Consider the following 23,244-nt stretch of genomic DNA (forward strand, 5'->3'; position numbering starts at 1 on the left):
GGGATACCCCACGCGACGACGCGGACCATGGCCGCTTACGACTTCACCGCCCCGCGTCTCTTCGTCGAGGCCGATCTCGCTGCTGGCGCGACGCTGCCCCTGGATCGGGCGCAGGCGAACTATCTCCTCAACGTCCTGCGGCGCGGGCCTGCCGATCCGGTCCTCCTGTTCAACGGACGGGACGGGGAGTGGCGGGCCGAGATTGCCCCGACCGGGCGCAAGAGCGCCGACCTGATCGTGCGGGAGCGCACACGCCAGCAGCCCGCGCGCGCCGATCTCCACTACCTGTTCGCTCCGCTGAAGACGGCACGCCTGGACTATATGGCGCAGAAGGCCGTGGAGATGGGGGCCGGCACCCTCCGGCCGGTCCTGACCCGCTACACCCAGAGCGAGCGTCTGAACCTCGACCGTCTGCGGGCCAACGCCATCGAGGCGGCGGAGCAATGCGGCATCCTTGATCTTCCGGAAATCCGGGACGCCGCGAAGCTCCCGGCTGCGCTCACCGAGCTCAACCCTTTGCGCCTGCTGGTCTTCTGCGATGAGGACGCGCCGGTCTCCGATCCCGTTCTCGCGCTGCGGCAGGCGGCGGATCCGGCGGCCCCGCCGCCGCTTGCGGTGCTGGTCGGGCCGGAAGGCGGGTTCGCTCCGGAGGAACGCGCGCTGATCCGGGAGCGCCCGAACACGGTGGCGCTCTCCCTCGGGCCGCGCATCCTGCGCGCCGATACGGCGGCCGTGACGGTCCTGGCCCTGGTTCAGGCCGTGCTCGGCGACGCCCGCTGAGGTCGTCCAAGGCCGCGTTGTTCGCGCGGGCCCGCTGGCCTATGAGGCGCGTTGACCCGATTGAAGGGGCCACGCCGCTGCGGTCCGGTGCGCCTCTCCCCTGAAAGACCTTCCTGAAGAGGCAGCGCATGGCGCGCGATACGTCCGACACAACGCCCCTGACCACGCGGGACGAACTCATCGCTTGGTTCGCGGAGGGCGAGAAGCCGCGTGCGCGCTTCGCCATCGGCACCGAGCACGAGAAGGTACCATTCTACCGCGATGGGAATCGTCCGGTCCCCTATGCGGGTGAGAAGGGCATCCGGGCACTCCTCGAGGGGCTCGGGCGCGAGACCGGCTGGGAGGCGATCGAGGATGCCGGGCACCTGATCGGCCTCGCCGGTGCCGAGGGTGGCGCCATCTCCCTGGAGCCCGGCGGACAGTTCGAGCTCTCCGGCGCGCCGCTCGCCGACGTGCACGCGACCGCGGCCGAGCTGCGCGCGCATCTCGACGCGACGGCCCGGGTCGCGGACGGCCTGGGCATCGGTTTCCTCGATCTGGGCATGAGCCCGAAATGGACACGGGAGGAAACCCCCGTGATGCCGAAGAGCCGCTACAAGATCATGGCGGGCTATATGCCCAAGGTCGGTAGCCTCGGCCTCGACATGATGCTGCGCACCGCCACCGTCCAGGTGAACCTCGATTTCGCTTCCGAGGCCGACATGGTCGCCAAGATGCGCGTCGCCCTGGCGCTGCAGCCGGTGGCCACTGCGCTCTTCGCCAACTCGCCCTTCACCGACGGGCGCCCCAACGGCTTCCTCTCCCGCCGGTCCGAGATCTGGCGCGACACGGACGGCGACCGTACCGGCATGCTGCCGCGCGCCTTCGAGGACGGCTTCGGCTACGAGTCCTACGTGGACTGGCTGCTCGACATGCCGATGTACTTCGTCAAGCGGGGCGAAACCTACCACGACGTCTCCGGGGCCTCCTTCCGCGATCTGATGGCCGGCCGCCTCGCCGCGCTGCCGGGCGAACGCGCCACGGTGTCGGATTGGGCCAATCACGCCTCCACCGCCTTCCCCGAGGTTCGGCTCAAGCGATTCATCGAGATGCGCGGCTCCGACGTGGGCGGTCCGGCGATGATCGCCGCACAGGCAGCCTTCTGGGTCGGTCTGCTCTACGACGAGGCCTCGCAGGCCGCGGCCTGGGACATCGCGAAGGGCTGGAACGCCTGCGATCGCGAAGGCCTGCGGGCCACCGTGCCCCGGCTCGGTCTCGCGGCCCGCATCGCCGGGCGACCGCTCGGGGCGGTGGCGGCGGAGGCGCTGACGATCGCCCGTGCCGGACTCGCCGCCCGGGCGCGGCGGGATGGGCAAGGCCGGGACGAGACCCACTTCCTGCAACCGCTCGAGGCCATCGTGGCGGCCGGGCGCTCCCTCGCCGAGGAGCGCCTTGCCAATTATGAGGGGCGCTGGCAGCGCTCGGTGGAGCCGGCCTTCACGGAATGCATCTTCTAGAGCTGCCGGATCGTCGAAACCGGGGACATAATGTCCTGAACACCTGGATGTGCTTGAAGGCACGCGCAGCCGGAGCTTGACTGTGGCGATTCTGGAACGGATCGCCAACTTCACCGTTTCCAGGAATATTCGAACCTGTGACGGAGAACGCTCGCATGTCGCGCATCTTGTCTCTCGCCCTCGCGGGCACCACCGCCATCGGCCTCTCGGCCGGTTCCTTCACCGCCGCCCAGGCCGCCCCGATGCCCGCTCTGAGCGCGGCCCAGGTCGGCGGCGGCGCGACCGTCGAGACCGTTCGTTACCGCGGCGGCTACGGCCGCGGCTATTACGGCGGTTACCGTCGCGGACCCGGCGTCGGCGGCGCCCTTGCGGCTGGTGCGGCCCTCGGCATCATCGGCGGCGCCATCGCGGCCAGCCAGGCGCCCCGTTACGGCTACTACGATCGCGGCTATGTCGGGACTGGTTACGGCTATGGCTACGGTGCGCCGGCCTATGGCTACTACGCCGCCCCGTCCTACGGTTATGGCTACGGCTATCCCGCCTACGGCTACGGCTACTGATCCGCGATTTTGGGGCGCCATGGGCGCCCCGATCCGGCCTTCGAGATCCCGTCGGTGGTTGAATCCTCCGGCGGGATTTTTTGCGTCGCCATGATAGGTCATCGTCGGTAGACGAGACTCGGGACGCGATATCGATGACTGACGAGACCAGCGAGGTGACCTATCTCGACCTCACCGGTTTGAAATGCCCTTTGCCGGCTCTGCGGACCCGCAAGGCGCTGCGGCAGCTTCCGCCCGGCACCCTCCTGGTTGTGACCTGCACCGATCCGATGGCGGTGATCGACATTCCGCACCTGGTGCGGGAGGAGGGCGACACCCTCGTCCGGCAGGACCGGGATGCGAGCGTCCTGACCTTCGCGATCCGTCGAAACTTCACAATCCCCGGGACCGTTGCCGAAAACACGCGCTCCACGCCTCATTGATGCGCCAACGCCCTGTTAGTCCGCGCCATCCGGTCGCCACGGCTTCGGCGGCCCGACGGGGGAGAGCAGAATGGCGCCGATTATTCGCGGCACCCGGATCGTGCATGACGGCTGGAGCCGGTTTCTCGTCGCCGAAGTGACGATGCCCGACGGCACACGCCTGGCGCGCGAGATCGAGGATCACGGACGGGCTGCCGCGGTTCTGCCCTACGATCCGACGCGGCGGGTCGCGTTGCTGGTCGAGCAGTTCCGGACCCCGGCTTTCTATGCGGCGGGGGCCACCTCCGTCCTGGAGGTGCCTGCGGGCCTGCTCGACGAATCGGAGCCGGAGGAGGGCGCACGGCGCGAGGCCTACGAGGAGACCGGGGTTCGTCTCGGCGTGCTGGAATCCGTAGCCTGCGCCTGGAGCATGCCAGGAATCTCGACCGAGCAGATCGACCTGTTCCTGGCGGCCTACGAGGCGCCCGACCGGGTCGGACCCGGCGGCGGCCTGCTCGGCGAACATGAGGACATCACCGTGCGGGAGATGCCTCTGGGCGAACTCGCGGCCATGACCGACCGCGGCGAAGTCACCGACATCAAGACGCTGGCGCTGATCCTGACGCTCCGAGTGCGGCACCCGCACCTGTTCGCGGCGGCCTGATCCTGCCGACACCTCAGGGGGTGTCGGGCGCGCGGCGTCCGTCGGGTCTGGACCGCGCGGCCTGGGGCCGGCGCTTGGGCTTGCGGTACAGAGCGCGGCGCAGAACGATTCCGATCAGGCCCCAGGACCGCACGAAGTAGCGGCCGAAGAGCCGGTGCGGGGCGTGCCAGAACCGGAAGAACCATTCGAGACCGACGCGCTGCATCAGGGCCGGCGCGCGGGGCACCAGCCCCGCCGCGACGTTGAGGGCCTCGCCGACGGCGAGCACGACGGGAGTGCCGAGCTTGGTGCCCTGTCGGTCGACCCAGATCTCCGAGCGCGGCGCGCCGACTCCGAAGACGAGGAGCGTCGTGCCGTGGGCGCGCACCGCGGCACAGAGCTGCGCTCCATAGGCCTCATCGTTCTCGAAGCCGAAGGGCGGCACGACGAAGCTGATCGAGGCGCGCGGGGCGCCCTCCGACCTCAAGCGCTCGGTGAGCCGCAGTCCAACGGCCTCGGACGAGCAGACGAGGAAGATCTGCCGTCCGGCGGGCCAAGGCGCGGCGAAGGCCGCCGCCACGAGGTCGTGACCGGTGACCCGCCGCGCCGACCGGGCCCCGCAGAGCCGTGCCAGCCAGACGAGGGGCGTGCCATCCAGCGTATGGGCGACCGCGCCGTCGTAAGCCTTTCGGAAGGCCGCGTTCTCCGACAGCGTGACGATGTGGTCGAGATTCGCGGTGACGATCATGCGCGGCTGCGTCGCCGGCCGGCGGGCCGCAGTCGCGAGGATGTCGGCGGCCGAACCGGGCGTGAACGTGATGTCGAACAAGCGGACGCTCATGTCATCGCCTTTGAAACTCGTCCCGTGCCGACGGAAGGGGTGCGCGACGGGACCCCGAAGCCCGCCCGCCCCGGGTTAGGGAAGGCCGGCTCGGGCGGGGTGTGAAGGGAGCGGTCTAGGAAACGGCGGACGGGAAACCTGTCAGGCATCGACTGCTCGAAAGCTGCGAGCCCCCGTCGGCGCGCTCGGCCTGGGGGGCCGGGCGATGCGCCGGTCCCGGCGGGTTCCGAGCCAGAGTGCGGCGCCGGCTCCGAGGCCGAGGCCGAGCAGCAGGGCGAGGGGCAGGACCAACTTGGGAGAGGGCGGCCATGTCCGGAGGCGAGGGGGCGTCGCGGTGGAAATGACCCGTACGTTCGAACTGTTCAGGCGCTCCTGCTCGCTGGTTTCGCGCGAGCGGCGGAGGAAGGCCTCGTAGATCGAGCGTCGGGCCTCCAACTCGCGCTCGAGTTCGCGCAAACCGACATTGGCGCGATCGTTGCCCGCCGTCTCGGTCTTAGCGCGATCCAGGCTGCGCCGCACCGCCGCTTCGCTGGTAACGGCGCGATCGTAGTCCTTCTGCGAGGTGTCGATGATGCGCTCTTTCTCGCGCTGGATCAGGCGCTGGAGATCCCGCTGCTGCGCGTACTGGTCGGCCATGGCGGGATGGCGGTCGCCGAGGCGCGCAGCCAGTTCCGCGGTGTTGCGCGACAGCGTCGCGTATTGCTGCCGAAGGTTCTGCATCTCGAGGGATTGCAGCATCTCCGGCAGGGCGGTCCCGGCTTCGCCGGTACGCATGTGGCGCGCCTGATCGAGCCGCGCCTTCGCGTCCGCCGTCCTCAGGGTGGCGGTGACGAGTTGCTGGTTCAGATCGCTGAGCTGCTGGTCGCTGAGCAGGCGGCCGCTCGACGTCACGAGCTTGTTCGCGGTGCGATATTGCAGGACCTTGCGCTCGGTCTCCTCGACCGCCTGGCGCAGCGTGGTCAGGCGGCTCGTCAGAGCGTCGGAGGCCCGGCGCGCCACCTCGGTACGGGCCGCAGCGTCCTCCGCGAAATAGGCCTCCGCGATGGCGTTGGCGATCCGGGCGGACTTCTCCGGGTCCTGAGTCTGGACGTAGACGTCGATGACGAAGGTCCGCTCCGCGCGACGGATGCCGAGCTTCAGGCGCAAGGTGTCGAGAGCGAGATTGACAGGATCGCGGCTTGCCGGCGGCGGCTCCATGCCGAGGATCGCCTTGATCCGCAGCAGCAGCGGATTGGTCGAGGGGGTGGGAACGAACTCGTCGTCCTGCGTCAGGTCGAGACGCTCGACCACGCGACGCAGAACGCTGTCGGACTGCATCACCCGTGTCTGGCTCTCGGCGATGGAGACGCCGCTGTCGGCCTGGGGCTGCCTGTTGCTGAGGTCGTTGGCGATCACGGGCAGGTCCGCCGGATCGACCAGGATCTGGGTAACGGCGGTGTAGGTCGGGGTCGCCACGTTCAGCAGCATGATCGCGACGATCACCGCCACGAGGCCGCCGAGCAGGATCACGCCCGTGCCGCGCAGGAGATGGCGCAGGATTGCACCGGCGTCGAATTCGGCCGGAACCTTCCTGTCGAGGATCACCGGCTCACCGTGGACCGGCCTTCCGAAGTCGAACATCCGTCTCGTCTCCCGACCTGGCCGCCACCCGCGCGGTTCTGCTTCGCCGCTTCGAGCCACATCGTCCCAATTTCAGCGCCCACCTGTTCCCAAACGGGACAGAAGCTTGGCGGACCCTGAACGACACCCTCCCGTCCGCACGCCACGTGCCAACGAACCTTCTGCGGTGGGCGTGACGAAGACGGTCATCCCGGGCACTCCCGTAGAAGCCGGGAATCGCTAGGATATTGTCGAGAACAGGCCTGCGGACATGTTGCGATCTGCTTAGGCGGCCCCGTTTGGATCTCTTCCCTGTGCACAACTTCGACATGGGTCATGCGGAGCGACGATCGGAAGGCGGTACGAGACGGTCCCTCGCTGTGTCGTACGCCGCGGGGCCGATCCTCAGAAAGGTCGCGAAGCAGGCCGCGTCCCTGGCCGCGAGGTGGTTCCAGCGTGCCACATTCGCGCGCGCGGCCGTCGGCACGCTCGCGAAGGTCGGCCTTGCGACCCATTCGAGGATCGCGCCCGCCGACTCTTCCGGCGCGGAGGGCGCGATGTGCAGCCCCGAGCCGGCCAGGACCTCGGAGAAGACGGGGCCGTGCGGGGCGACGACGGGGAGGCCGCCATGCTGGGCTTCGAGCAGTGGCAGCCCGAGACCCTCCGCCTTGGAGGTCGAGAGCAGCAGGTGGCATCGGCCCGCCAGTCCGCGCAGACCCGCGTCGTCGAGGTAGCCGTGAAGCGTCAGGAAGGGTGGCGGCGCGGTGAGGAAGGCGTGCCGGCCCCAGCCGACCCGGCCGACGATATGGAGTTCCGCCGCGATCCCCATCGCGTTCAACGCGGCGGTGATGGCGATCGCCGCAGGATAGTCCTTCCGCGGCTCGATCGTCCCGATGCAGAGGAGACGGAGCGGATCTCCGGGGCGGTAGGCCGGAGGTGCCGGCAGGTCGGCCAGTCCGAACACGTCGCGGATGGCCGGCCGCAGCAGGGCGACCCGCGCCTCGCGGGCGCAGAGGGCACGAACCGCGTTTCCAGTGGTGACGGAATTGACGAGGAAGAAGCGGCCGTGGCGCAGCGCGAAGGCGAAGCTCGGCGCCATGTAGAGCCGGCTCTTCCAACTCAGGTCCTGCGGCCGGGTCAGCAGGAAGGTGTCGTGGACATAGGTGATGCAGTGCCGCCGCCGCAGGGCCGCGAGCGGGCTCGGCGGAAACCCGGGAAAGATGAACAGGGCGGAGGGGTCGCGCAGGGCCCGCAGCGGCAGGCCGATCTGCTGAGCCGCGATCATGCCGGCGATGCCCGTCGCGCGGATCGCGGTGACGGGGTGCGGATGCAGTGACTCCGGCGTGAACAGGTCGATGGCGACGCGCTCGATGCCGGTCACGTGCCCGCGCAGGTGCGTCAGGTCGAGATAGATGCGGCGCGTTGGCCGCTGGGGGCTACCGGTCATCGGGCGCTCCTTCCATACGCGCATGCGAAGCGTGGCGGTCGCGGAGAGGAGGCGGCGCAGCCACGGCGGCATGTCCCGACCGACGAGCCTGTGCTTGGCCCGGCGGGCGAGGCGCAGGAGTGGCGATGCGTCCTTGGGGACCAGTCCGGTCCGTCCGGGCGCAGGGTCCTGTGCCATGGCGAAGGCGGACAGCATCGCTGGCGTGAAGCGGATGCGTCCGGTCGCGGTTGCGGGTGGCAGCAGGCCTCGCGCGACGAGCACGTCGTTCAGGCGCCAAGCGGCGGCGGCATGGCTGTTACGGCTCTCCAGGGCGATGCGCCCGAGAAACCCCAGCCGTCGACGCTCGGGCGCGTCCGCGATCAGGTCAAGCAGCGCCCCTTCGAGGGCGCCGGGCTCAGGCGGCACGAGGCGGCCGGAGATCCCGTCGATCACCGCCGTGGCCAGGCCGGTGGCCCGGTAGGCGATCGTCGGTGTTCCACACAGGCCGGCTTCCACCGGCGTCTGACCGAACGTCTCCAGGCGGCTCGCCGTGATGGCGATGTCGCAGGCGCCGTACCAGGCCGCCAGCGTCGCCTCGTCGGCGATGGCCCCGGTGGCGATGAGGTTCGGAATCCCGAGGGAGGCCGGGTCGTCCAAGCGACCGACCGCGACGAAGCGGAGCCCCGGCCGCGCGATCCGGCGAAGGATGGCGGCGAGCTCGGCCGTTCCCTTGCTGGGCGCGTCCGCGATGACGGCGGCGAACAGGACGAGGGTCTCGTCGACGGGTAGGCCGAGCCTGCAGCGCAGGTCCTCGCGCCGTTCAGGCCGAAAGACCCCTGTGGGGAAGGCGAGATCGATCCGGGCGATCGAGGTCCCGGCCGGAGCGAGCGCACGCGCCGCGGTTTCGGTCCAATCGGACGCGGCGAGCAGGAGAGGCCCCTCGACCGCTGCGAGGACGGCCTGCTTTTCGGCATACACGCCGGCGATCCGGTCCGACTCCAGCTGTGGATAGGCATCCGGCGAGGGACAGCTTGCGTCGCATCCGCCGGCGATGACCGGGCACCCGTCGGGCGAGGCGCAGCGCCCGGTGACGGGGAACAGGTCGTGCAGCACAGCCGCGATGGGAACGGTCCGTCCGAGCCGGTTCAGGATCGTGGTGCGGCGGGTCGCACCGTGAAGATTTCCGGCTAGAACGAGATCGTAGCCTCCCCGCACCAGGGCCTGTTCGGTCTGCGGAAACGCATCGACCCATTCCGCCGCAGCCGGCGGCGATTCCGACGAGAGGCGATGCTCGCTCACGCGGTGGCCCGCCAGGACCAGAGCATCGGCGAGGCGCCGGTGAGCGATCCCGGCTCCGCCGACAGGGCCCCGATCGGTCAGGCTGGCCACCGAGAGGCCGGGCGCCATAGGGGGCGCCGAACGGCCCGGTTCGTATTGCAGCAGGACCGGCCGGCCGACTCGGGCCAGTTGCGGGCCCTCGCGCGCGAGCCGAGGCCAGAGCGCGGCGACCGGATGGTCCGCCTCGGGATCGAGGCCTCCGGCGCGTTGCACCACGGCCCGCGAAAGCAGGATCTCGCCGCCGGTGAAGGGAGCGAGCGGCCCATCCGGTGGGACGGGATCGATCCGTTTTCCCGGTGGGGTCGCGAGAGCATCGAGGCCGAGCGGCGCAGTGTCGAAGACGACGCGCAGGCCGACGATCAGATCCGCCCCGCTGAGAACGCGCTGAAGGCTCAGGGCCGCGAGGGCGCCGGGCGCCAGGAGGTCACCCGGCCGCAGCACTAGGAGACCGTCCCAGGCCTCGTCCGAGAGGATGGAGCGAAACTGCGTCGCAGCGTCGGCGCGTGGGATCAGAACGTGGTGAAGGTTCGGGTATCCCTGAGCCGCCACGGAGGCTCGCGTGGCGGCGAGAGCGTCGGACTCCTCGTGAATCAGGGTCAGGATGCGCAGATGCGGCCAGGGCTGGCCGGGAGCGGGATGCGTCGGGAGAACGGGTGCGGGCACGGCGTAGGGCCACCCTGCGATGCCGTGCGCCCGCGGGCCGAAGCGGTTGGCGACCAAATCGGGAGGGGTGATCGCGACGGATCTGTCCGGTCGGTCCGTCACGCGTCCCCGATCATCGCTCGCCTGGGCGCCACCGGTGTCACCGGAAGCGGTTCGATCCGAGGCTATGGCGGAGAGCTGAATCTTCGGTGAGCGGGAATCCAGGGCCGATCGACCTATCGCGCGCCGTGGCGGCGTTCACGATGATGAGCATCCCAGGGGCACGCGAGCACCTGTCCCGCCGACCGGCGAGAGCCATTTCACAGCTAGGAATTCAAAAGATCTCGGGAAAAGGCAGAGCCTTGAGAAGCTGGTCGGAGTGGCAGGATTTGAACCTGCGACCCCCACGTCCCGAACGTGGTGCGCTACCAGACTGCGCTACACTCCGACAAAGCCGGCTGTTTGGGCCGGCGAGCGGACGTATAGCGAGCCCTCTCGGATGCCGCAAGCGCTTCCGTAGCGGAAATCGTACGGCGGCTGCGCCGTCAGGCGAGATCCGGCCAGCGGTTCGGCAGACGGAAGCGGTGGCAAGCCTGACCGGGTAGGGGAATCGCGACGGCGGCGGTAGCGCCCGGCCCAACGTCGAGGTCGATCAGCGACCAACCCTGCGATGCCGGGTCCGCGCCCTTCCAGCGGATCGCATCGCCGGATGGTTCGGTGACGCAGAAGCTGTCGAGGGGCAGCGCGAGGCCCATGCCCAGGGCTTTCACCACCGCCTCCTTGCGCGTCCAGTATCGAAAGAACGCCGTGGTCAGCTGGTTTCCAGAAGCGCGCATCAGGCCCGCGATCTCGTCAGGATGAAAATGCGCCCGGGCGATCGCGAGCGGATCGCCGATGGGCCGGATCGCCTCCACGTCGACCCCGATCGGAGCCACGGTCGAGACGCCGATCAGCGCCTGGGAACCCGAATGCGACAGGTTGAAGTGGAAGTCTGCCTGCTGAGACGGTGTCAGAACCGGCTTTCCGCCGGCATCCTGCTCAAAGATCAGCGCCTGCGGGGCAAGGCCGCTGGCCTGCGCCAGGATCAGCCGCAGCGCTGCATGGCTGCCAATGAAACGCTCGCGATCCGGAACGCGGAGGAAGCGATCGGCCCTCGCGCGTTCCTCTGGCGAGAGCCAGGCGAGAAGCCTCGTCTGATCGGCCGCGACGGGTGTCAGATCGATCAGCCAGACGGAAACCTCACGATCCACCCCGACAAGAGACGCGCTCCAATCGGCACGGAGCAGATCGGAGGGTCGTGGATCGTCGGCGACGGGTCGAACTGTTTCGATGGCCGGCAGTCTCCTGGGCTCAGCGCGCGAACCGCGCCCCGGGACGGTCATATCAAGGGGCAGCACACGCTGAAAGGTGCGAGCTGCCCGCTATCCGCTCAGGCGTAGACGTTGCCCCCGGTCTGCGGGAACCGTTCGGCGAGAGCGCGGCGCAGCTTCTCCAGGGCACGGTTCTCGATCTGCCGCACCCGCTCCTTTGAGATGCCGAGCCGGTGCCCGAGGGCTTCGAGAGTGGCCTGATCCTCGGCGAGCCGGCGCTCCTTCAGGATGCGCAACTCGCGCTCCGACAGGACAGTCAACGCTTCGTTGAGCCAGATCAGGCGGCGCTCGCCGTCGACCGTCGCCGAGACCGTCTCGTCGGGCAAGGCGGCACCGTCCACGAGGAAATCCATCCGCTCGGACGAGGCCTCGCTCTCCTCACCGACCGGGGCGTTGAGCGACATGTCGGGCCCGGAGAGACGGGCATCCATCAGGGCCACGTCCTCCCGCGAGACGCCGATGGCGGTGGCGATGCGGCGATGGATCTCGTCGCCCACATGCTCTTCCGTCGACTGCATCAGCCGCGCGCGCAGGCGGCGCAGGTTGAAGAACAGCGCCTTCTGCGCGGAACTCGTGCCGCCGCGGACGATGGACCAGTTCCGCAGGATGTAGTCCTGGATCGAGGCCCGGATCCACCACGTCGCATAGGTGGAGAAGCGAACCTCGCGCTCCGGCTCGAACCGGGCCGCCGCTTCCATCAGGCCGACATGGCCCTCCTGGACGAGGTCTGCCATCGGAAGTCCGTAGTGCCGGAAGCGTCCGGCAATGGCGATGACGAGGCGCATATGGGCCGAGATCAGCCCGTGAAGGGCACGTTCGTCGCGCTCGTCCTTCCAGCGGACGGCAAGCCCGCGTTCCTCATCCCGCGCAAGGAAGGGCGCCTCCATCGCCGTGCGTATGAACTGCCGCCGTATCCCTGCGATATCCGCCATCCCCGCCTCCGCCTCGATGAAACGTGTGCTTCTGACCACGGGTCGACATCGCCGACGGAAATCGGACCGGAGACCTGTGCCTGGCAACCCGACAACCCGAGGTCCGTGGGATGGTTCCGGATCCGGGGTGCTTCACACGGTCTCGTGAGCGGAGACCTGCGTTCATCGATCCGCAACGAAAAAGCCCGGCGCGATGCGCCGGGCTCGAAATTCGCCTGTCCGGGACTGGGACCGGAGTACGAGAAGCTGCCGATCAGGCGGCCTCTTCCTGCAGGTCGTCGCCCTCGGCCTCGCCTTCCGCCTCGGCTTCGCCCTTGGCGCGGCGCGGGGACTTGGCCAGGCTCTGCTCGATGAGCTTGAGGGCCTCTGTCTCGGTGATGCGGTTTACCGACGAGATCTCGCGCACGACCCGGTCGAGAGCCGACTCGTAGAGCTGGCGCTCGCTGTAGGACTGCTCGGGCTGGGCCTCGGAGCGATACAGGTCGCGAACCACCTCGGTGACCGACAGGAGATCACCCGAATTGATCTTGGCCTCGTATTCCTGGGCGCGACGCGACCACATGGTGCGCTTGATGCGGGCACGGCCGGTGAGGAGGTCCAGGGCCTTCTTCACGAGGTCCGGTTCGGCGAGCTTGCGCATGCCGACGCTGTTGGCCTTCGCGGTGGGGACGCGCAGGACCATCTTATCCTTCTCGAAGGACACCACGAACAGCTCAAGCTTGTAGCCGGCAATCTCCTGCTCTTCGATGGCAGTGATGCGACCGACACCGTGGGCTGGATACACGACCGCTTCGCCGGTCTTGAAGCCTTGGCGGCCTGCCGTCGTCTTCTTGGCTGTGGTCATGCGAGAAGCGCCTCCAGAACATTGCGCGGCCTTGAACGCCGCGCCGAACCCTGTAATCCGGGGTGGGTCACCCGGCTCCAGCCCCTTGTCCGAAGGATCTGCATCTGCGACGCACAACCCGCCGGTTCCCGGGCAAGCCGATGATCGCACAACGAGGGAGCGTTCGCAGAAAGCAGGAGCCTTCAGCGATCGATCGCATGCGGCCCCGATCCACAACTGAGTGTGAGACCCATCAGGTGATGGCTGGAGGCAGCACGTCGGGCACGAACGACGGCAGAACTTTGTAATAACACAAACCGGTCGCCGAATCAAAGGATTGCCGGTCCTCGGCCGTGCGATCGCGCTCGGCCCCGCGGCTCTCCACAGCCACTTGGCGGAGAGCCGAACCCGTCAGGGACCCGCGTTCGGACGCTGCGTCGCGGCGATCAGTCGCCGGTGCCGGGCTTGGCGGAGAAATGCGCCTCGAACTTGCCGGCGACGCCGTCCCAGGACTTGGCGTCGGCGGGCGCGTCCTTCTTCTGCGTGATGTTCGGCCAGGTGCGCGCGTAATCCGCGTTCACCTTCAGCCAGGTCTCGAGGCTCGGCTCGGTATCGGGCTTGATCGCCTCGGCCGGGCACTCGGGCTCGCAGACGCCGCAATCGATGCACTCGTCCGGATGGATGACGAGCATGTTCTCGCCTTCGTAGAAGCAGTCCACCGGACAGACCTCGACGCAGTCCATGTACTTGCACTTGATGCAGTTGTCGGTGACGACGTAGGTCATGGGGCCTTCAGTCCTTGATCCGGGCATCGCCGGGAGCGTCTCGATGCCTGTGCATGGTCGCTCGCGCAGATCGTTGCACGGATGAATTAATGCAGGGTGGCTTGGATGCGGGATCGCATGGGCAAGAGGGAGTCGCGCTGGCTCTAGACCCTGTCCGGGGGGCTGACAAGCAGGCGGACGGGCCCTGGGCATGACCACGCCGCGGCGTGTCGCGCCGGTGACACGAAGGCCCTGCTCAGTCGGGCGCGTCGCCCACCACTTCGTAGAGGCGCTGGGCGTCCGGCGCCGGGCCGCGCCGCTCGCCGAGGTCGAGCACCCTGGCGATCACCGTAGCGTGGGCCGCCGCGACGGTCACGACATCGCCGAGGGCGACGGCGGTCGCGGAGGTTTCGACCCGCTTGCCGTTGACCCGGACGTAGCCGTCGGTGACGAGCCGCGCCGCGAGCGATCGGGTTCGCGCGAAGCGCGCGAACCACAGCCATTTGTCGAGCCGTTGACGTCCCGGCTTCATCCCACCTCAGCGCTTGCGGTCATTCCCCGCCTCGAGCTGCGCCTTCAGGGCGGCGAGCTTCGCGAACGGCGAATCCGGATCCGGAGCCCGCTCGCGGCGCTGCGGACGGGGCTCGTCGCGAGGTGCCGCCCGCGGTTCGTCCCGGCGCTCGGGCCGCGTCCGGCCCGGCTCGAAGCGCTCGCGGCGCTGCGGCCGTCCACCATCCGGCCGTCCCTCGCCGGGACCGCCGCGGCGGCCCCCATCGGGGCGCTCGCCCGGAGTACCGCCGCGCGGACGGTCGCGCCCTTCGGCACCGGGGCCGCCCGGACGGCGATGGTCGGGGCGCGCCTCACCGGCGGCGCGAGGCGCATTGCCCTCGCGGTTCTGGCCGCGCGGACGGTTCTGGCGCGGATTGGCGTTGCGCTGGTGGCGCTGGAGTCGCCAGACCTCGACGGTCGCAACCTCGGCCGAAGCTTCGGCCGCGGCGGCCTCGCCGTCCGTCGGCGCGTCGGTGGCGGCTGCCTCCGCCCCAGTGGTCTCGGCTCCCACCGCCGGATGCTCCGCGGCTTCGGCGACAGCCGCCGCATCTGCGACGGGCTGCGGAGCGGAGTCCTCGGCGGACTCGGCCGACGCAACGGGCTCCTCGGCTGCATGGTCCTGGATAGAACCGTCCGCGACCAAGCCTTCTTCGGACGGATTCTCCACGGAGGCGGACTCTTGCGAGGTCGTCTCCTCGGCAGCGGTCTCCACCGGAGCCGCGACGGAATCCTCCGTCGAGCCGGGCGCGATCTCCGGCTCGACGCTCTCGGCCGTGACCGTGCCGTCGTCCGTCAGAGCCGCCTCGGTCGCACTCTCGGGAGCCGCTTCGCTTGCGGCCTCGGCCGGTGCATTCTCGTCCGTGGCCGTCTCGCCGCCCGCCGCGGCGACGTTCGGCACCGCCGGATGGGTCGGCGCGGCCGGGAGCAGCGGGACGGTGATGGCCGGGCCCGGGCGGGTCTCGGGGGCATAGCCGAGCGATTTCAGGATCGAGGCGAAATCCTCGCCCGAGCAGCCGACCAGGGAGGTCATGCCCACCGTCGCCACGAAGGCGTCGCCGTCGGCTGCGCCGACCGGCGCCTCGCCCGGCGTGGTGCCGGGCCGATAGGCGATGGCCGGGCGGATCAGGTCGGCGAGTCGCTCGAGGATGTCGACGCGCACGGCGCGTTCACCGCAGACCCGGAAGCCGGCCGCCCGGTAGAGACCTTTGGCGATCTCGGGGTCGACCTTGATCGAGGTCCGGCCGGAGCTGGCCAGGTGGGCGATCTCGTCGAGGCCGCGCTGGTCGAGGCCGCCGTTCTTCAAGGCCCAGAGCTGCGCCGCCAGGGTCCGGGGCGCCGGCTTCAGCAGGGCCGGCAGGAAGATGTGATAGGCGCCGAAGCGGACGCCGTGGCGGCGCAGCGCGCCGCGGCCCTCCTGGTCGAGGGTGCGCATCTCCTGCACCACCTTGGCGCGCTCCAGCACGCCGAGAGCCTCCACCACCTGGAATCCGATGCCCTTGGCGAGCCCCGTAAGGTCGGCCGCGGTCTCGATCTCGATCAGCGGGCCGAGGAGGCGCACCACGTAGGCCTTGAGCCAGGCGACGAGCCGGGCCTCGACCTTGTCGCGAGCCGGACCGGTGAGCTGCTCGTCGGCGAGCAGGCGGACATGCGGCTCGAACAGCTTGTCGCCGGGCGTCAGCTTGGCGACCGGGTCGCCGGTCCAGCGGATGACGCCGTCATGGCTCAGCACCAGGGAGGCATCGGCGGCCGACGAGAACCGCTCGGCGCGGGCCTCGATCTCGCCGCCGAGCGCCTTCTCGGCGGCCGAACGCAGGGTCTTGGCCTCATGCCCTTCCGCACCGGGATCCGGAACGAACTGGAAGCCATGCAGATGGCCGACATGCTGGCCCTCGACGGTGACGTCCCCGCCGGCGGTGATCTCAGCTTCCAACATCGTATTCTCTCTCAGGCGCCGCATCAGGACGCTGGTGCGCCGATCGACGAAACGGCTCGCGAGGCGTTCGTGCAGGGCGTCGGACAACCTGTCCTCTACCCGACGCGTCTCGCCCTGCCAATGCACCGGATCGACGAGCCAATCCGGACGGTTCGCCACGAAGGTCCAGGTCCGCCCCTGCGCGATGCGCTGGGAGAGCGCGTCGATGTCGCCGTCGGTGCGGTCGATCATGGCGACATGCTTGGCGAACCAGTCGTCGGGGATGCGCCCCGCCATACCGCGCATCAAGAAGCGATAGAGCTGGGCGACGAGGTCAGCATGGGTCTGCGGATGGACCTTGCGGTAGTCGGGCACGCCGCAGACGTCCCAGAGCCGCCGGACATGGGCGGGCCGGTTCGCGAGATCGCGGATGTCGTCCTCGCGCATCAGGATTTCGAGAGCCGACTGATCCTCGCCCATGGGGGCCCGGGTCAGGCCCTTCTCGCGCGGATGCTCGTCGAGGCTCTCCTGCAGCGCCTTTAGGGACGTGAAGTCGAGGTCGGGGTTGCGCCATTGCAGGACCCGCAGGGGCTCGAAGTCGTGGGTCTCCAGGGCCTCGATCATTTCGGGCTCGAAGGGGGCGCAGCGCCCCGTGGAGCCGAAGGTACCGTCCGAGAGGTGGCGCCCGGCGCGGCCGGCGATCTGTCCCATCTCCGGCGGGGTCAGCTTGCGGAACCGGGTGCCGTCGTACTTCCAGTTCGCCGCGAAGGCGACGTGATCGACGTCGAGATTGAGCCCCATACCCACCGCGTCGGTGGCGATGAGGTAGTCGACGTCGCCGGACTGGTAGAGCTCGACCTGGGCGTTGCGGGTACGCGGAGAGAGCGCGCCGAGCACCACCGCGGCGCCGCCGCGCTGGCGCCGGATCAGCTCTGCGATCGCGTAGACCTCCTCGGCCGAGAAGGCGACGATGGCCGAGCGCCGGGGCAGGCGGCCGAGCTTCTTCTCGCCCGCGAAGGTGAGCTGCGACAGGCGCGGCCGCGTGGTCGTATGGACGCCGGGAATCAGCGACTGCACCAGCGGCAGCATGGTCGAGGAGCCGATGAGCAGGGTCTCCTCGCGTCCGCGCTGATGCAGCAGGCGGTCGGTGAAGACGTGGCCCCGGTCCATGTCGGCGGCGAGCTGGATCTCGTCGATCGCCACGAAGGCGACGTCGAGGTCGCGCGGCATCGCCTCGATGGTGGAGATCCAGTAGCGCGGCCGGTCCGGCTTGATCTTCTCCTCGCCGGTGACGAGGGCCACCTTGTCGACCCCCACCTTCGCGACGACGCGCAGGTAGACTTCCCGCGCCAGCAGCCGGAGGGGCAGGCCGATCATGCCCGTGGGATGGGCGAGCATCCGCTCGATGGCCAGATGGGTCTTGCCGGTATTGGTCGGCCCGAGCACCGCCGTGACGCCGCGTGCGCGGGCCTGCGGGGAGAGGGAAGGGCGGATCATGAGGTGGGGGCGGTCCCTTCGGCGAGGCCGGCAGGCTCAGGAACGGGGGAGACCGCCGCGGCACCTTCAGGGGCGGCGCTGCCGGGGCGGCTGCGCCTCATATGGGTCGCCATAGCCCCGCCTGCCATCCCGTGGCGGCATGCCGGATGCGCCGAGGCTCGGGTAGATTCCGATCTCAACGGGCGGCTGCGCGCCCTGTGGTGCGACATCGGCGCAGAGGGTCTCGGGGACCGCGGTGAGCGGGCCGCGCCGGGGCGGTCGGTTCTCGATGACCTGCGCCGAGGAATAGGCGTCGCCGCCGCAATTCGGTCCGGTGGACAGGCTCGACTGGGCTGGCGCCTCTTGGGCCGCCAGGACGAGCAGCGCGGCGAGCCCGCAGCGCCGGCCGATTCGCATGCCGGGCACCGCCGTCACTGCGCCAGGCTGGCCTGCGTGACGGGGTTGCCCGGGGCCGACACGGTGGTGCTGCCCTGCTGGCCGCCGGTCTGGGTCCACCGGGTCGCCTCGATGATGTTGGTGCCGACGGTGGTCCGCACCGCGATGCGCACCGGCAGCAGCACGCGGGTGCCCTCGACCGGCGCGAGCCAGACCGACATCTCGCGGTTGTCCTCCATGAACTTCACGCCGGGCCTGTCCGGGCGATGGCCGGCGATGGGCGTGTAGCGCGCGTTGCAGACGAGGACGGGGCCGTTGTAGCCGGGCTTGGCCACGCTGCGCGTCTCGCCATAGCTCAGCACGACGTCGAACCGGGTCGCGCCGTCGAAGATCGGGAGCGTGCGGTTGCAATTGGCCGGGTCCATGGGGTCGGCGCGGCCTTGCACCGGCATCATCAGGGCGCTCGCCGGATCGATGACCCCGCGCTTGTTGGCGGCCGTGATCGGCACCCGGTCGCCCATGTCGACGAGGGGCGGGGTGATCTCCGCCTGGGTGACGGTGCCGCGGGCCAGGGCCATGCGCACGGCGATGCCGGAGTTGGTGGTCTTGGTGGCAATCGCGAAGGTGTTAGGCTGCGGTGCAGCCGCGATGGCGCCGCTGGCGCGGGCCGAGCCCATGCCGCCGGTGACGACGCCGGCGAGGCCGGTCAGGCGGGCCGAGACGTCCATCCGATAGCCGGAGCCCTCGAAGGCGCCGGCAACCTGGGCGTTTCCGATGGTCAGGCCCGCCAGGGCGATGTCGTAGTCCACGGTCACGGTAGCGGCCGCCTTGGCCGCCTTCGGGCGCGCCTGAGCCGACGGAGCGGAAATCAGGGCCGCGAACGTCAGCAGGCTGGCGCCGAATAGGGGGAGCGGGGCGGAGCGCTTGCGGGTGCCGCACATGGCTGGGGACTCGGGGTTGGCTGTCGGTCTCCGGTCGAACGGGCCGGGGACATCTCGCCGGCATCGTCCGCGCTCATGGTTAACACATCGTTGGAGGCGGTACAGTCGCGCTTGAAATCGAACGGGCCGCCACCGGCGAAACGGCGCGAAAGATCGTCCCGCACCTTGACGCCAAGGGGCACAGTCCCCTATAGGCTCGCGCCTTCAATGAGAACGCCGCTCCACCGGGCCTGGCGTGCGAGAAGCCGTTTGCCGCGACGCGGTTCTGGTTTCCCGCCAGCCTGTCGGACATGCGGAACGAGACGGGAAATAGAACAATGTCGCGCCGTTGCGAACTCACGGGCAAAGCCGTGCAGACCGGCCACCTCGTGAGCCACTCAAACCGCAAGACCAAGTGCCGGTTCCTGCCGAACCTGTGCCAGGTCACGCTGCAGTCGGACGCCCTGAAGCGTCGGGTGCGCCTGCGCGTCACGGCCCATGCCCTGCGCTCGGTCGAGCATCGCGGCGGCCTCGACGCCTTCCTGATCAAGGCGCGCGAGATCGAGCTGTCGCAGACGGCCCGTCTCCTGAAGCGTGAGCTGCATAAGAAGCTCGCCGAAGTCGAGACGCCCGCCGCCGCCTGAGGCGCAGACCGAATCGAATCGGTCCGGCCCGAAACGACCTCGGCCCGTACATAAATCCGTCCTGAATCCCGAACGGCCGCCGCACGCCCAGCGCGTACGGTGGCCGTTCGCGTTGGAGTAGCGGCTCGACCCCGATGACCGTCCTGTCGCTCGTCGCCCCGATCTTCGGCCTGATCCTGGTCGGCTGGATCGCGGCCCTGGCCGGTTTCCTGTCCGACAAGGTCAGCGACGGCCTGTCGGAATACGTCTTCTCGATCGCGGTCCCGGCGCTCATCCTCGCCACGCTGACGCGGCCTGGCCTGACGGGCGAGATCACGCCGTCCTACTGGTTCAGCTATTTCGGCGGCGCCGCCCTGTCCTGGATGATCGGCTCGCTCCTCAGTCTGCGCCGCACGGGCGTGGAGCGTCGCGGCGCCATCCTGCACGGCTTCGCGGCGAGCCAGTCGAACACCGTCTTCATCGGCGTCCCGATGATTCTCCAGGCCTATGGCGAGGAGGGCGCCTTCCCGCTCTTCATGCTGCTCGCGGTACACCTGCCCCTGATGATGGGCTGCGCCACCTTCCTCATCGAGGCGGACGGGCAGGCCTCGATCCTCAGGCGCCTGCGCGGTCTCGCTCTCGTCCTGCTGCGCAACCCGATCTTCCTGGCCCTGATCGTCGGTCTCGCCATGAAGGCGCTCGGGCTCGCACCGACGGGCATGGTCAAGACGCTGGTCGATTCCCTGGCCGGCACCGCCTCGACCTGTGCGCTGATCGCCCTCGGGGCCGGTCTGGTGCGCTACCGGGTCCTGCATGACCTGCCGAGCGCCACCGTCATCACCGTCCTCAAGCTGGTGGTCCACCCCCTCACGGTCTGGGTGCTGGCCTTCCACGTCTTCACCATGCCGCCGGCCTATGCCGGCGTGGCCACCCTGTTCGCCGCGATGCCGGTGGGGATCAACGCCTACCTCCTGGCCTCGCGCTACAGGACCGAGACCGGCGTGGTCGCCGCCGCCGTGATGCTCTCGACCCTGCTGGCGACGCTCACCACCATCGCCTGGCTCACGCTCCTCGGGCACGCTTGACGGAACATCCGGGTGTTTGTACCGATCGGTACAGACGCGGACGCGTCGTGCCGAATCGAGGAACCGCCGCCATGTCCGAATCACGTCCGCCCCTGCCGCCCTTTACCCGTGACACCGCCATCCAGAAGGTGCGCGCCGCGGAGAACGGTTGGAACGGCTGCAACCCGGAAAAAGTCGCACTCGCCTACACGCCGGACAGCCGCTGGCGGAACCGGGCGGAGTTCTTTTCCGGCCGCTCCGCCATCATGGCGTTCCTGCAGCGCAAATGGGCCCGCGAGCTGGACTACCGCCTCATCAAGGAGATCTGGGCCCATAGCGACGACCGCATCGCGGTGCGGTTCGCCTACGAGTTCCGCGACGCCTCCGGGCAGTGGTTTCGCGCCTACGGCAATGAGAACTGGGCCTTCGACGCGAACGGCCTGATGCGCGAGCGCCACGCCAGCATCAACGACCTCGCCATCGCGGAATCCGAGCGCAAGTTCTACTGGGACCGGTCCGCGCCGCGGCCAGAGGATCATCCCGGCCTGACCGACCTCGGCCTGTAGGGGCGGGGCCCGCAAAGGGAAACGGCATGGCAAAGGGGGAGGGAGCCCGGGCAGCGGCGATTCCCGTCCTGGCCGAGGTCTTCCGCGAATTCGGCTACGAGGGCGCGAGCCTTGCGCTCCTCGGCGCGCGCACGGGGCTCGGCAAGGGCAGCCTCTATCATGCCTTCCCGGGGGGGAAGGCGGAGATGGCCGACGCGGTGCTCGCAGCCATCGAGGACTGGTTCGAGAGCCGGATCTACGCGCCCCTGCGCGAGGACGCCGATCCCCGTGCGGCGATCTCCCGGATGCTGGCCGAGACCGACAGCTATTTCCGCTCGGGCGGCCGGGCCTGCCTCGTCGGGGCCTTCGCCCTGACCGAGGGGCGGGACCGCTTCGCCGCACGCATCGCCGGATATTTCACGGCCTGGCGCGAGGCGCTCGCCCGGGCTTTGCTGCGCGTCGGGCATGGGCCGGAGGCCGCCACCGACCTCGCCGAGGAGGCCGTGGCGGCGATCCAGGGCGGTCTGGTCCTGGCGCGGGCCCTCGACGAACCCGCACCCTTCGGGCGCATGCTGGGGCGGCTTCGGCTCCGCCTGATCCCCGACCCCTGAAACCGGCAGCTCGGCACTGCCGGTCGGGGCCGGCCCCTCAATTGCCGGGGGTCAGCTTCAGGATCTTGCCGTCCGATCCGTCCGTCACCGCATAGACCGCGCCGTCGCTGCCGACCCGGACGTCGCGGATGCGGGCCTGCAGGGGGATGCGTTCCTCGGTCACCACCTTGTCGCCGTCGAGCTTCACGGCGACGAGGCCCTCACTGACGAGTCCGCCGATCAGGAAAGCGTCCTTCCAGGCCGGAAAGGCGTCGCCGCTGTAGAGAGCCATGCCCGAGGGGCCGATCACCGGGTCCCAGTAATAGACCGGCTGCGCCGTGCCGCCCGCCTGGGTCTTGCCCTCGCCGATCTTCTCGCCGCTGTATTCCAGGCCATAGGTGACCTCGGGCCAACCGTAGTTCACGCCGGGTCGCGGCCGGTTCAGCTCGTCGCCGCCCCGCGGGCCGTGTTCGGCGGTCCAGAGCCGTCCCTGCGGGTCGAGGGCCGCCGCCTGAACATTGCGGTGGCCGTAGGACCAGATTTCCGGCTTGGCCTTCTCGCCGCCGGAGAACGGGTTGTCCTTGGGCGCATTCCCGTCGGTATCGATGCGGAAGACCTTGCCGAGGCCGCTGGTGAGGTCCTGCGCCTGGACGCGGGTGACCTTGTCCGAGCGCTCGCCGACCGTCACGAACAGCTTGCCGTCGGGAGCGAAGGCGAGCCGCGAGCCGAAATGCTTGTCGCCGTCGTAGGTCGGCATCTGCCGGAAGATGACCTTGACCTCGTCGAGGCGGGCGGTGCCGTTCTCCTCGATCAGCTTAGCGCGGAGAACGCTGGTGCCGTTGCCCTTCTCGCGCGGCTCGGAATAGCTCAGATAGATCCGCCGGTCGGCCGGAAAGCTCGGGCTCAGGGCGACGTCGAGGAGGCCGCCCTGGCCGCGGGCATCGACCTTCGGTACACCGGGAATCGCCGGGCCGGGAGTGCCGTCCTTGGCGACGATGCGCAGCTTGCCGGCCTTCTCGGTGACCAGCATGCGTCCGTCCGGCAGGAATTCCATCGCCCAGGGATTGTCGAGGCCCTTGGCCACCACTTCGGTCTTCACCTTGGTGGCCGCCTCGGGCTTCGGCGCCCGGGTCTGGTTCGGCAGGAGCGGCTTGTAGGGCGCGTTCGGCGCCTCCGTCTCGGCTGGACTGTTGCCGGCGGCGGAGCTGGTGGGGGCCGCGAAGGCATCGCCGCCCACCCGGGGCTGCCGCGGTTCGGCGCCCGCCGGCTCCTGCGCATGGAGGGCCGTGCCGAGGCTGAGAAGGGCTGCGGTGGCGAGCAGGCTGTAGGGGATGCGCTTCACGTCGGGTGTTCCTCCATGCCGGCACCGGGGCCGGCTTCGGGTCGAGCCCCATCGGCCGGCCAAGCGGCCCGCCGGGGCAGGGACGAGAGGGACATGGGGCGACGGACACGCTTTGACGAGGGTCGGCGCCAGGCGGGCGACATCACCGGGGCACGCCGCGCACGGGCGTGGACAATCCGCGTTCCCGGCGGAGGGCAGCTCTGCTTGCGGTG

The 23,244-nt window shown here is 69.6% G+C and carries 21 protein-coding genes and 1 tRNA gene; 9 read left to right on the forward strand and 13 right to left on the reverse strand.

Annotated features, from left to right (window positions below):
* Positions 1-27: 27 nt before the first annotated feature.
* The 5 genes from ACXJY8_RS23305 (at position 28) to ACXJY8_RS23325 (ending at position 3,901) form a co-directional block, all read left to right on the forward strand.
* On the forward strand, positions 28-780 hold the full coding sequence (locus ACXJY8_RS23305) for a 16S rRNA (uracil(1498)-N(3))-methyltransferase (protein ID WP_463780933.1): 753 nt from the start codon (positions 28-30) through the stop codon (positions 778-780).
* 128 nt (positions 781-908) lie between these two features.
* Positions 909-2,276, forward strand: coding sequence for a glutamate--cysteine ligase (locus tag ACXJY8_RS23310; RefSeq protein WP_463774517.1), 1,368 nt, complete (start codon positions 909-911; stop codon positions 2,274-2,276).
* Positions 2,277-2,431: 155 nt separating this feature from the next.
* Positions 2,432-2,836 (forward strand): hypothetical protein, encoded by a 405-nt coding sequence (locus ACXJY8_RS23315; protein WP_463774520.1) that lies wholly within the window; start codon positions 2,432-2,434, stop codon positions 2,834-2,836.
* 155 nt (positions 2,837-2,991) lie between these two features.
* Positions 2,992-3,258: a sulfurtransferase TusA family protein gene (locus tag ACXJY8_RS23320; RefSeq protein WP_463774524.1), complete on the forward strand. Its 267-nt coding sequence runs from the start codon at positions 2,992-2,994 to the stop codon at positions 3,256-3,258.
* Between the two features lie 70 nt (positions 3,259-3,328).
* On the forward strand, positions 3,329-3,901 hold the full coding sequence (locus tag ACXJY8_RS23325) for an NUDIX domain-containing protein (RefSeq protein WP_463774529.1): 573 nt from the start codon (positions 3,329-3,331) through the stop codon (positions 3,899-3,901).
* Between the two features lie 13 nt (positions 3,902-3,914).
* On the opposite strand, the gene ACXJY8_RS23330 is transcribed toward ACXJY8_RS23325, so the two are convergent.
* The 12 genes from ACXJY8_RS23330 to ACXJY8_RS23385 all read right to left on the reverse strand — a co-directional run bounded on the left by ACXJY8_RS23330 (position 3,915) and on the right by ACXJY8_RS23385 (position 18,889).
* Entirely contained in the window at positions 3,915-4,721 is an 807-nt protein-coding gene (locus ACXJY8_RS23330; protein ID WP_463774533.1) for a WecB/TagA/CpsF family glycosyltransferase, read from the reverse strand.
* A gap of 141 nt (positions 4,722-4,862) precedes the next feature.
* Positions 4,863-6,341 carry a GumC family protein gene (locus ACXJY8_RS23335; protein WP_463774535.1) on the reverse strand — a complete coding sequence of 493 codons (1,479 nt, stop codon included), beginning with the start codon at positions 6,339-6,341 and terminating at the stop codon, positions 4,863-4,865.
* Positions 6,342-6,654: 313 nt separating this feature from the next.
* Positions 6,655-9,747: a glycosyltransferase gene (locus ACXJY8_RS23340; RefSeq protein ID WP_463774538.1), complete on the reverse strand. Its 3,093-nt coding sequence runs from the start codon at positions 9,745-9,747 to the stop codon at positions 6,655-6,657.
* Positions 9,748-10,097: 350 nt separating this feature from the next.
* Positions 10,098-10,174: transfer RNA gene (locus tag ACXJY8_RS23345), tRNA-Pro, on the reverse strand.
* A 97-nt stretch (positions 10,175-10,271) separates the two neighbouring features.
* Positions 10,272-10,976 carry a 4'-phosphopantetheinyl transferase family protein gene (locus ACXJY8_RS23350; protein WP_463774540.1) on the reverse strand — a complete coding sequence of 235 codons (705 nt, stop codon included), beginning with the start codon at positions 10,974-10,976 and terminating at the stop codon, positions 10,272-10,274.
* A gap of 179 nt (positions 10,977-11,155) precedes the next feature.
* Complete coding sequence (locus ACXJY8_RS23355) at positions 11,156-12,028, reverse strand: RNA polymerase factor sigma-32 (RefSeq protein ID WP_055956812.1); 873 nt, start codon at positions 12,026-12,028, stop codon at positions 11,156-11,158.
* A gap of 253 nt (positions 12,029-12,281) precedes the next feature.
* Positions 12,282-12,872 (reverse strand): CarD family transcriptional regulator, encoded by a 591-nt coding sequence (locus tag ACXJY8_RS23360; protein ID WP_103710281.1) that lies wholly within the window; start codon positions 12,870-12,872, stop codon positions 12,282-12,284.
* Positions 12,873-13,297: 425 nt separating this feature from the next.
* Complete coding sequence (gene fdxA, locus ACXJY8_RS23365) at positions 13,298-13,636, reverse strand: ferredoxin FdxA (protein WP_463774544.1); 339 nt, start codon at positions 13,634-13,636, stop codon at positions 13,298-13,300.
* Positions 13,637-13,871: 235 nt separating this feature from the next.
* On the reverse strand, positions 13,872-14,147 hold the full coding sequence (locus ACXJY8_RS23370) for an RNA-binding S4 domain-containing protein (protein ID WP_463774546.1): 276 nt from the start codon (positions 14,145-14,147) through the stop codon (positions 13,872-13,874).
* 6 nt (positions 14,148-14,153) lie between these two features.
* Positions 14,154-17,573, reverse strand: coding sequence for a helicase-related protein (locus tag ACXJY8_RS23375; RefSeq protein ID WP_463774548.1), 3,420 nt, complete (start codon positions 17,571-17,573; stop codon positions 14,154-14,156).
* A 66-nt stretch (positions 17,574-17,639) separates the two neighbouring features.
* Entirely contained in the window at positions 17,640-17,969 is a 330-nt protein-coding gene (locus ACXJY8_RS23380) for a hypothetical protein (RefSeq protein WP_463774550.1), read from the reverse strand.
* Positions 17,970-17,983: 14 nt separating this feature from the next.
* Positions 17,984-18,889 (reverse strand): DUF3108 domain-containing protein, encoded by a 906-nt coding sequence (locus ACXJY8_RS23385; protein WP_463774553.1) that lies wholly within the window; start codon positions 18,887-18,889, stop codon positions 17,984-17,986.
* A gap of 317 nt (positions 18,890-19,206) precedes the next feature.
* Here ACXJY8_RS23385 and rpmB point away from each other — a divergent pair, with 317 nt between their 5' ends.
* The 4 genes from rpmB to ACXJY8_RS23405 all read left to right on the forward strand — a co-directional run bounded on the left by rpmB (position 19,207) and on the right by ACXJY8_RS23405 (position 21,711).
* Complete coding sequence (gene rpmB, locus ACXJY8_RS23390) at positions 19,207-19,512, forward strand: 50S ribosomal protein L28 (protein WP_055956796.1); 306 nt, start codon at positions 19,207-19,209, stop codon at positions 19,510-19,512.
* Between the two features lie 134 nt (positions 19,513-19,646).
* Positions 19,647-20,576 (forward strand): AEC family transporter, encoded by a 930-nt coding sequence (locus ACXJY8_RS23395; protein WP_463774556.1) that lies wholly within the window; start codon positions 19,647-19,649, stop codon positions 20,574-20,576.
* Between the two features lie 71 nt (positions 20,577-20,647).
* Positions 20,648-21,121 carry a nuclear transport factor 2 family protein gene (locus tag ACXJY8_RS23400; RefSeq protein ID WP_463774558.1) on the forward strand — a complete coding sequence of 158 codons (474 nt, stop codon included), beginning with the start codon at positions 20,648-20,650 and terminating at the stop codon, positions 21,119-21,121.
* A gap of 26 nt (positions 21,122-21,147) precedes the next feature.
* Complete coding sequence (locus ACXJY8_RS23405; protein ID WP_463774562.1) at positions 21,148-21,711, forward strand: TetR/AcrR family transcriptional regulator; 564 nt, start codon at positions 21,148-21,150, stop codon at positions 21,709-21,711.
* Between the two features lie 37 nt (positions 21,712-21,748).
* On the opposite strand, the gene ACXJY8_RS23410 is transcribed toward ACXJY8_RS23405, so the two are convergent.
* Positions 21,749-23,032 carry a PQQ-dependent sugar dehydrogenase gene (locus ACXJY8_RS23410; RefSeq protein WP_463774564.1) on the reverse strand — a complete coding sequence of 428 codons (1,284 nt, stop codon included), beginning with the start codon at positions 23,030-23,032 and terminating at the stop codon, positions 21,749-21,751.
* Between the last annotated feature and the right edge of the window lie 212 nt (positions 23,033-23,244).

The organism is Methylobacterium sp. TK31 (genome assembly GCF_055361545.1).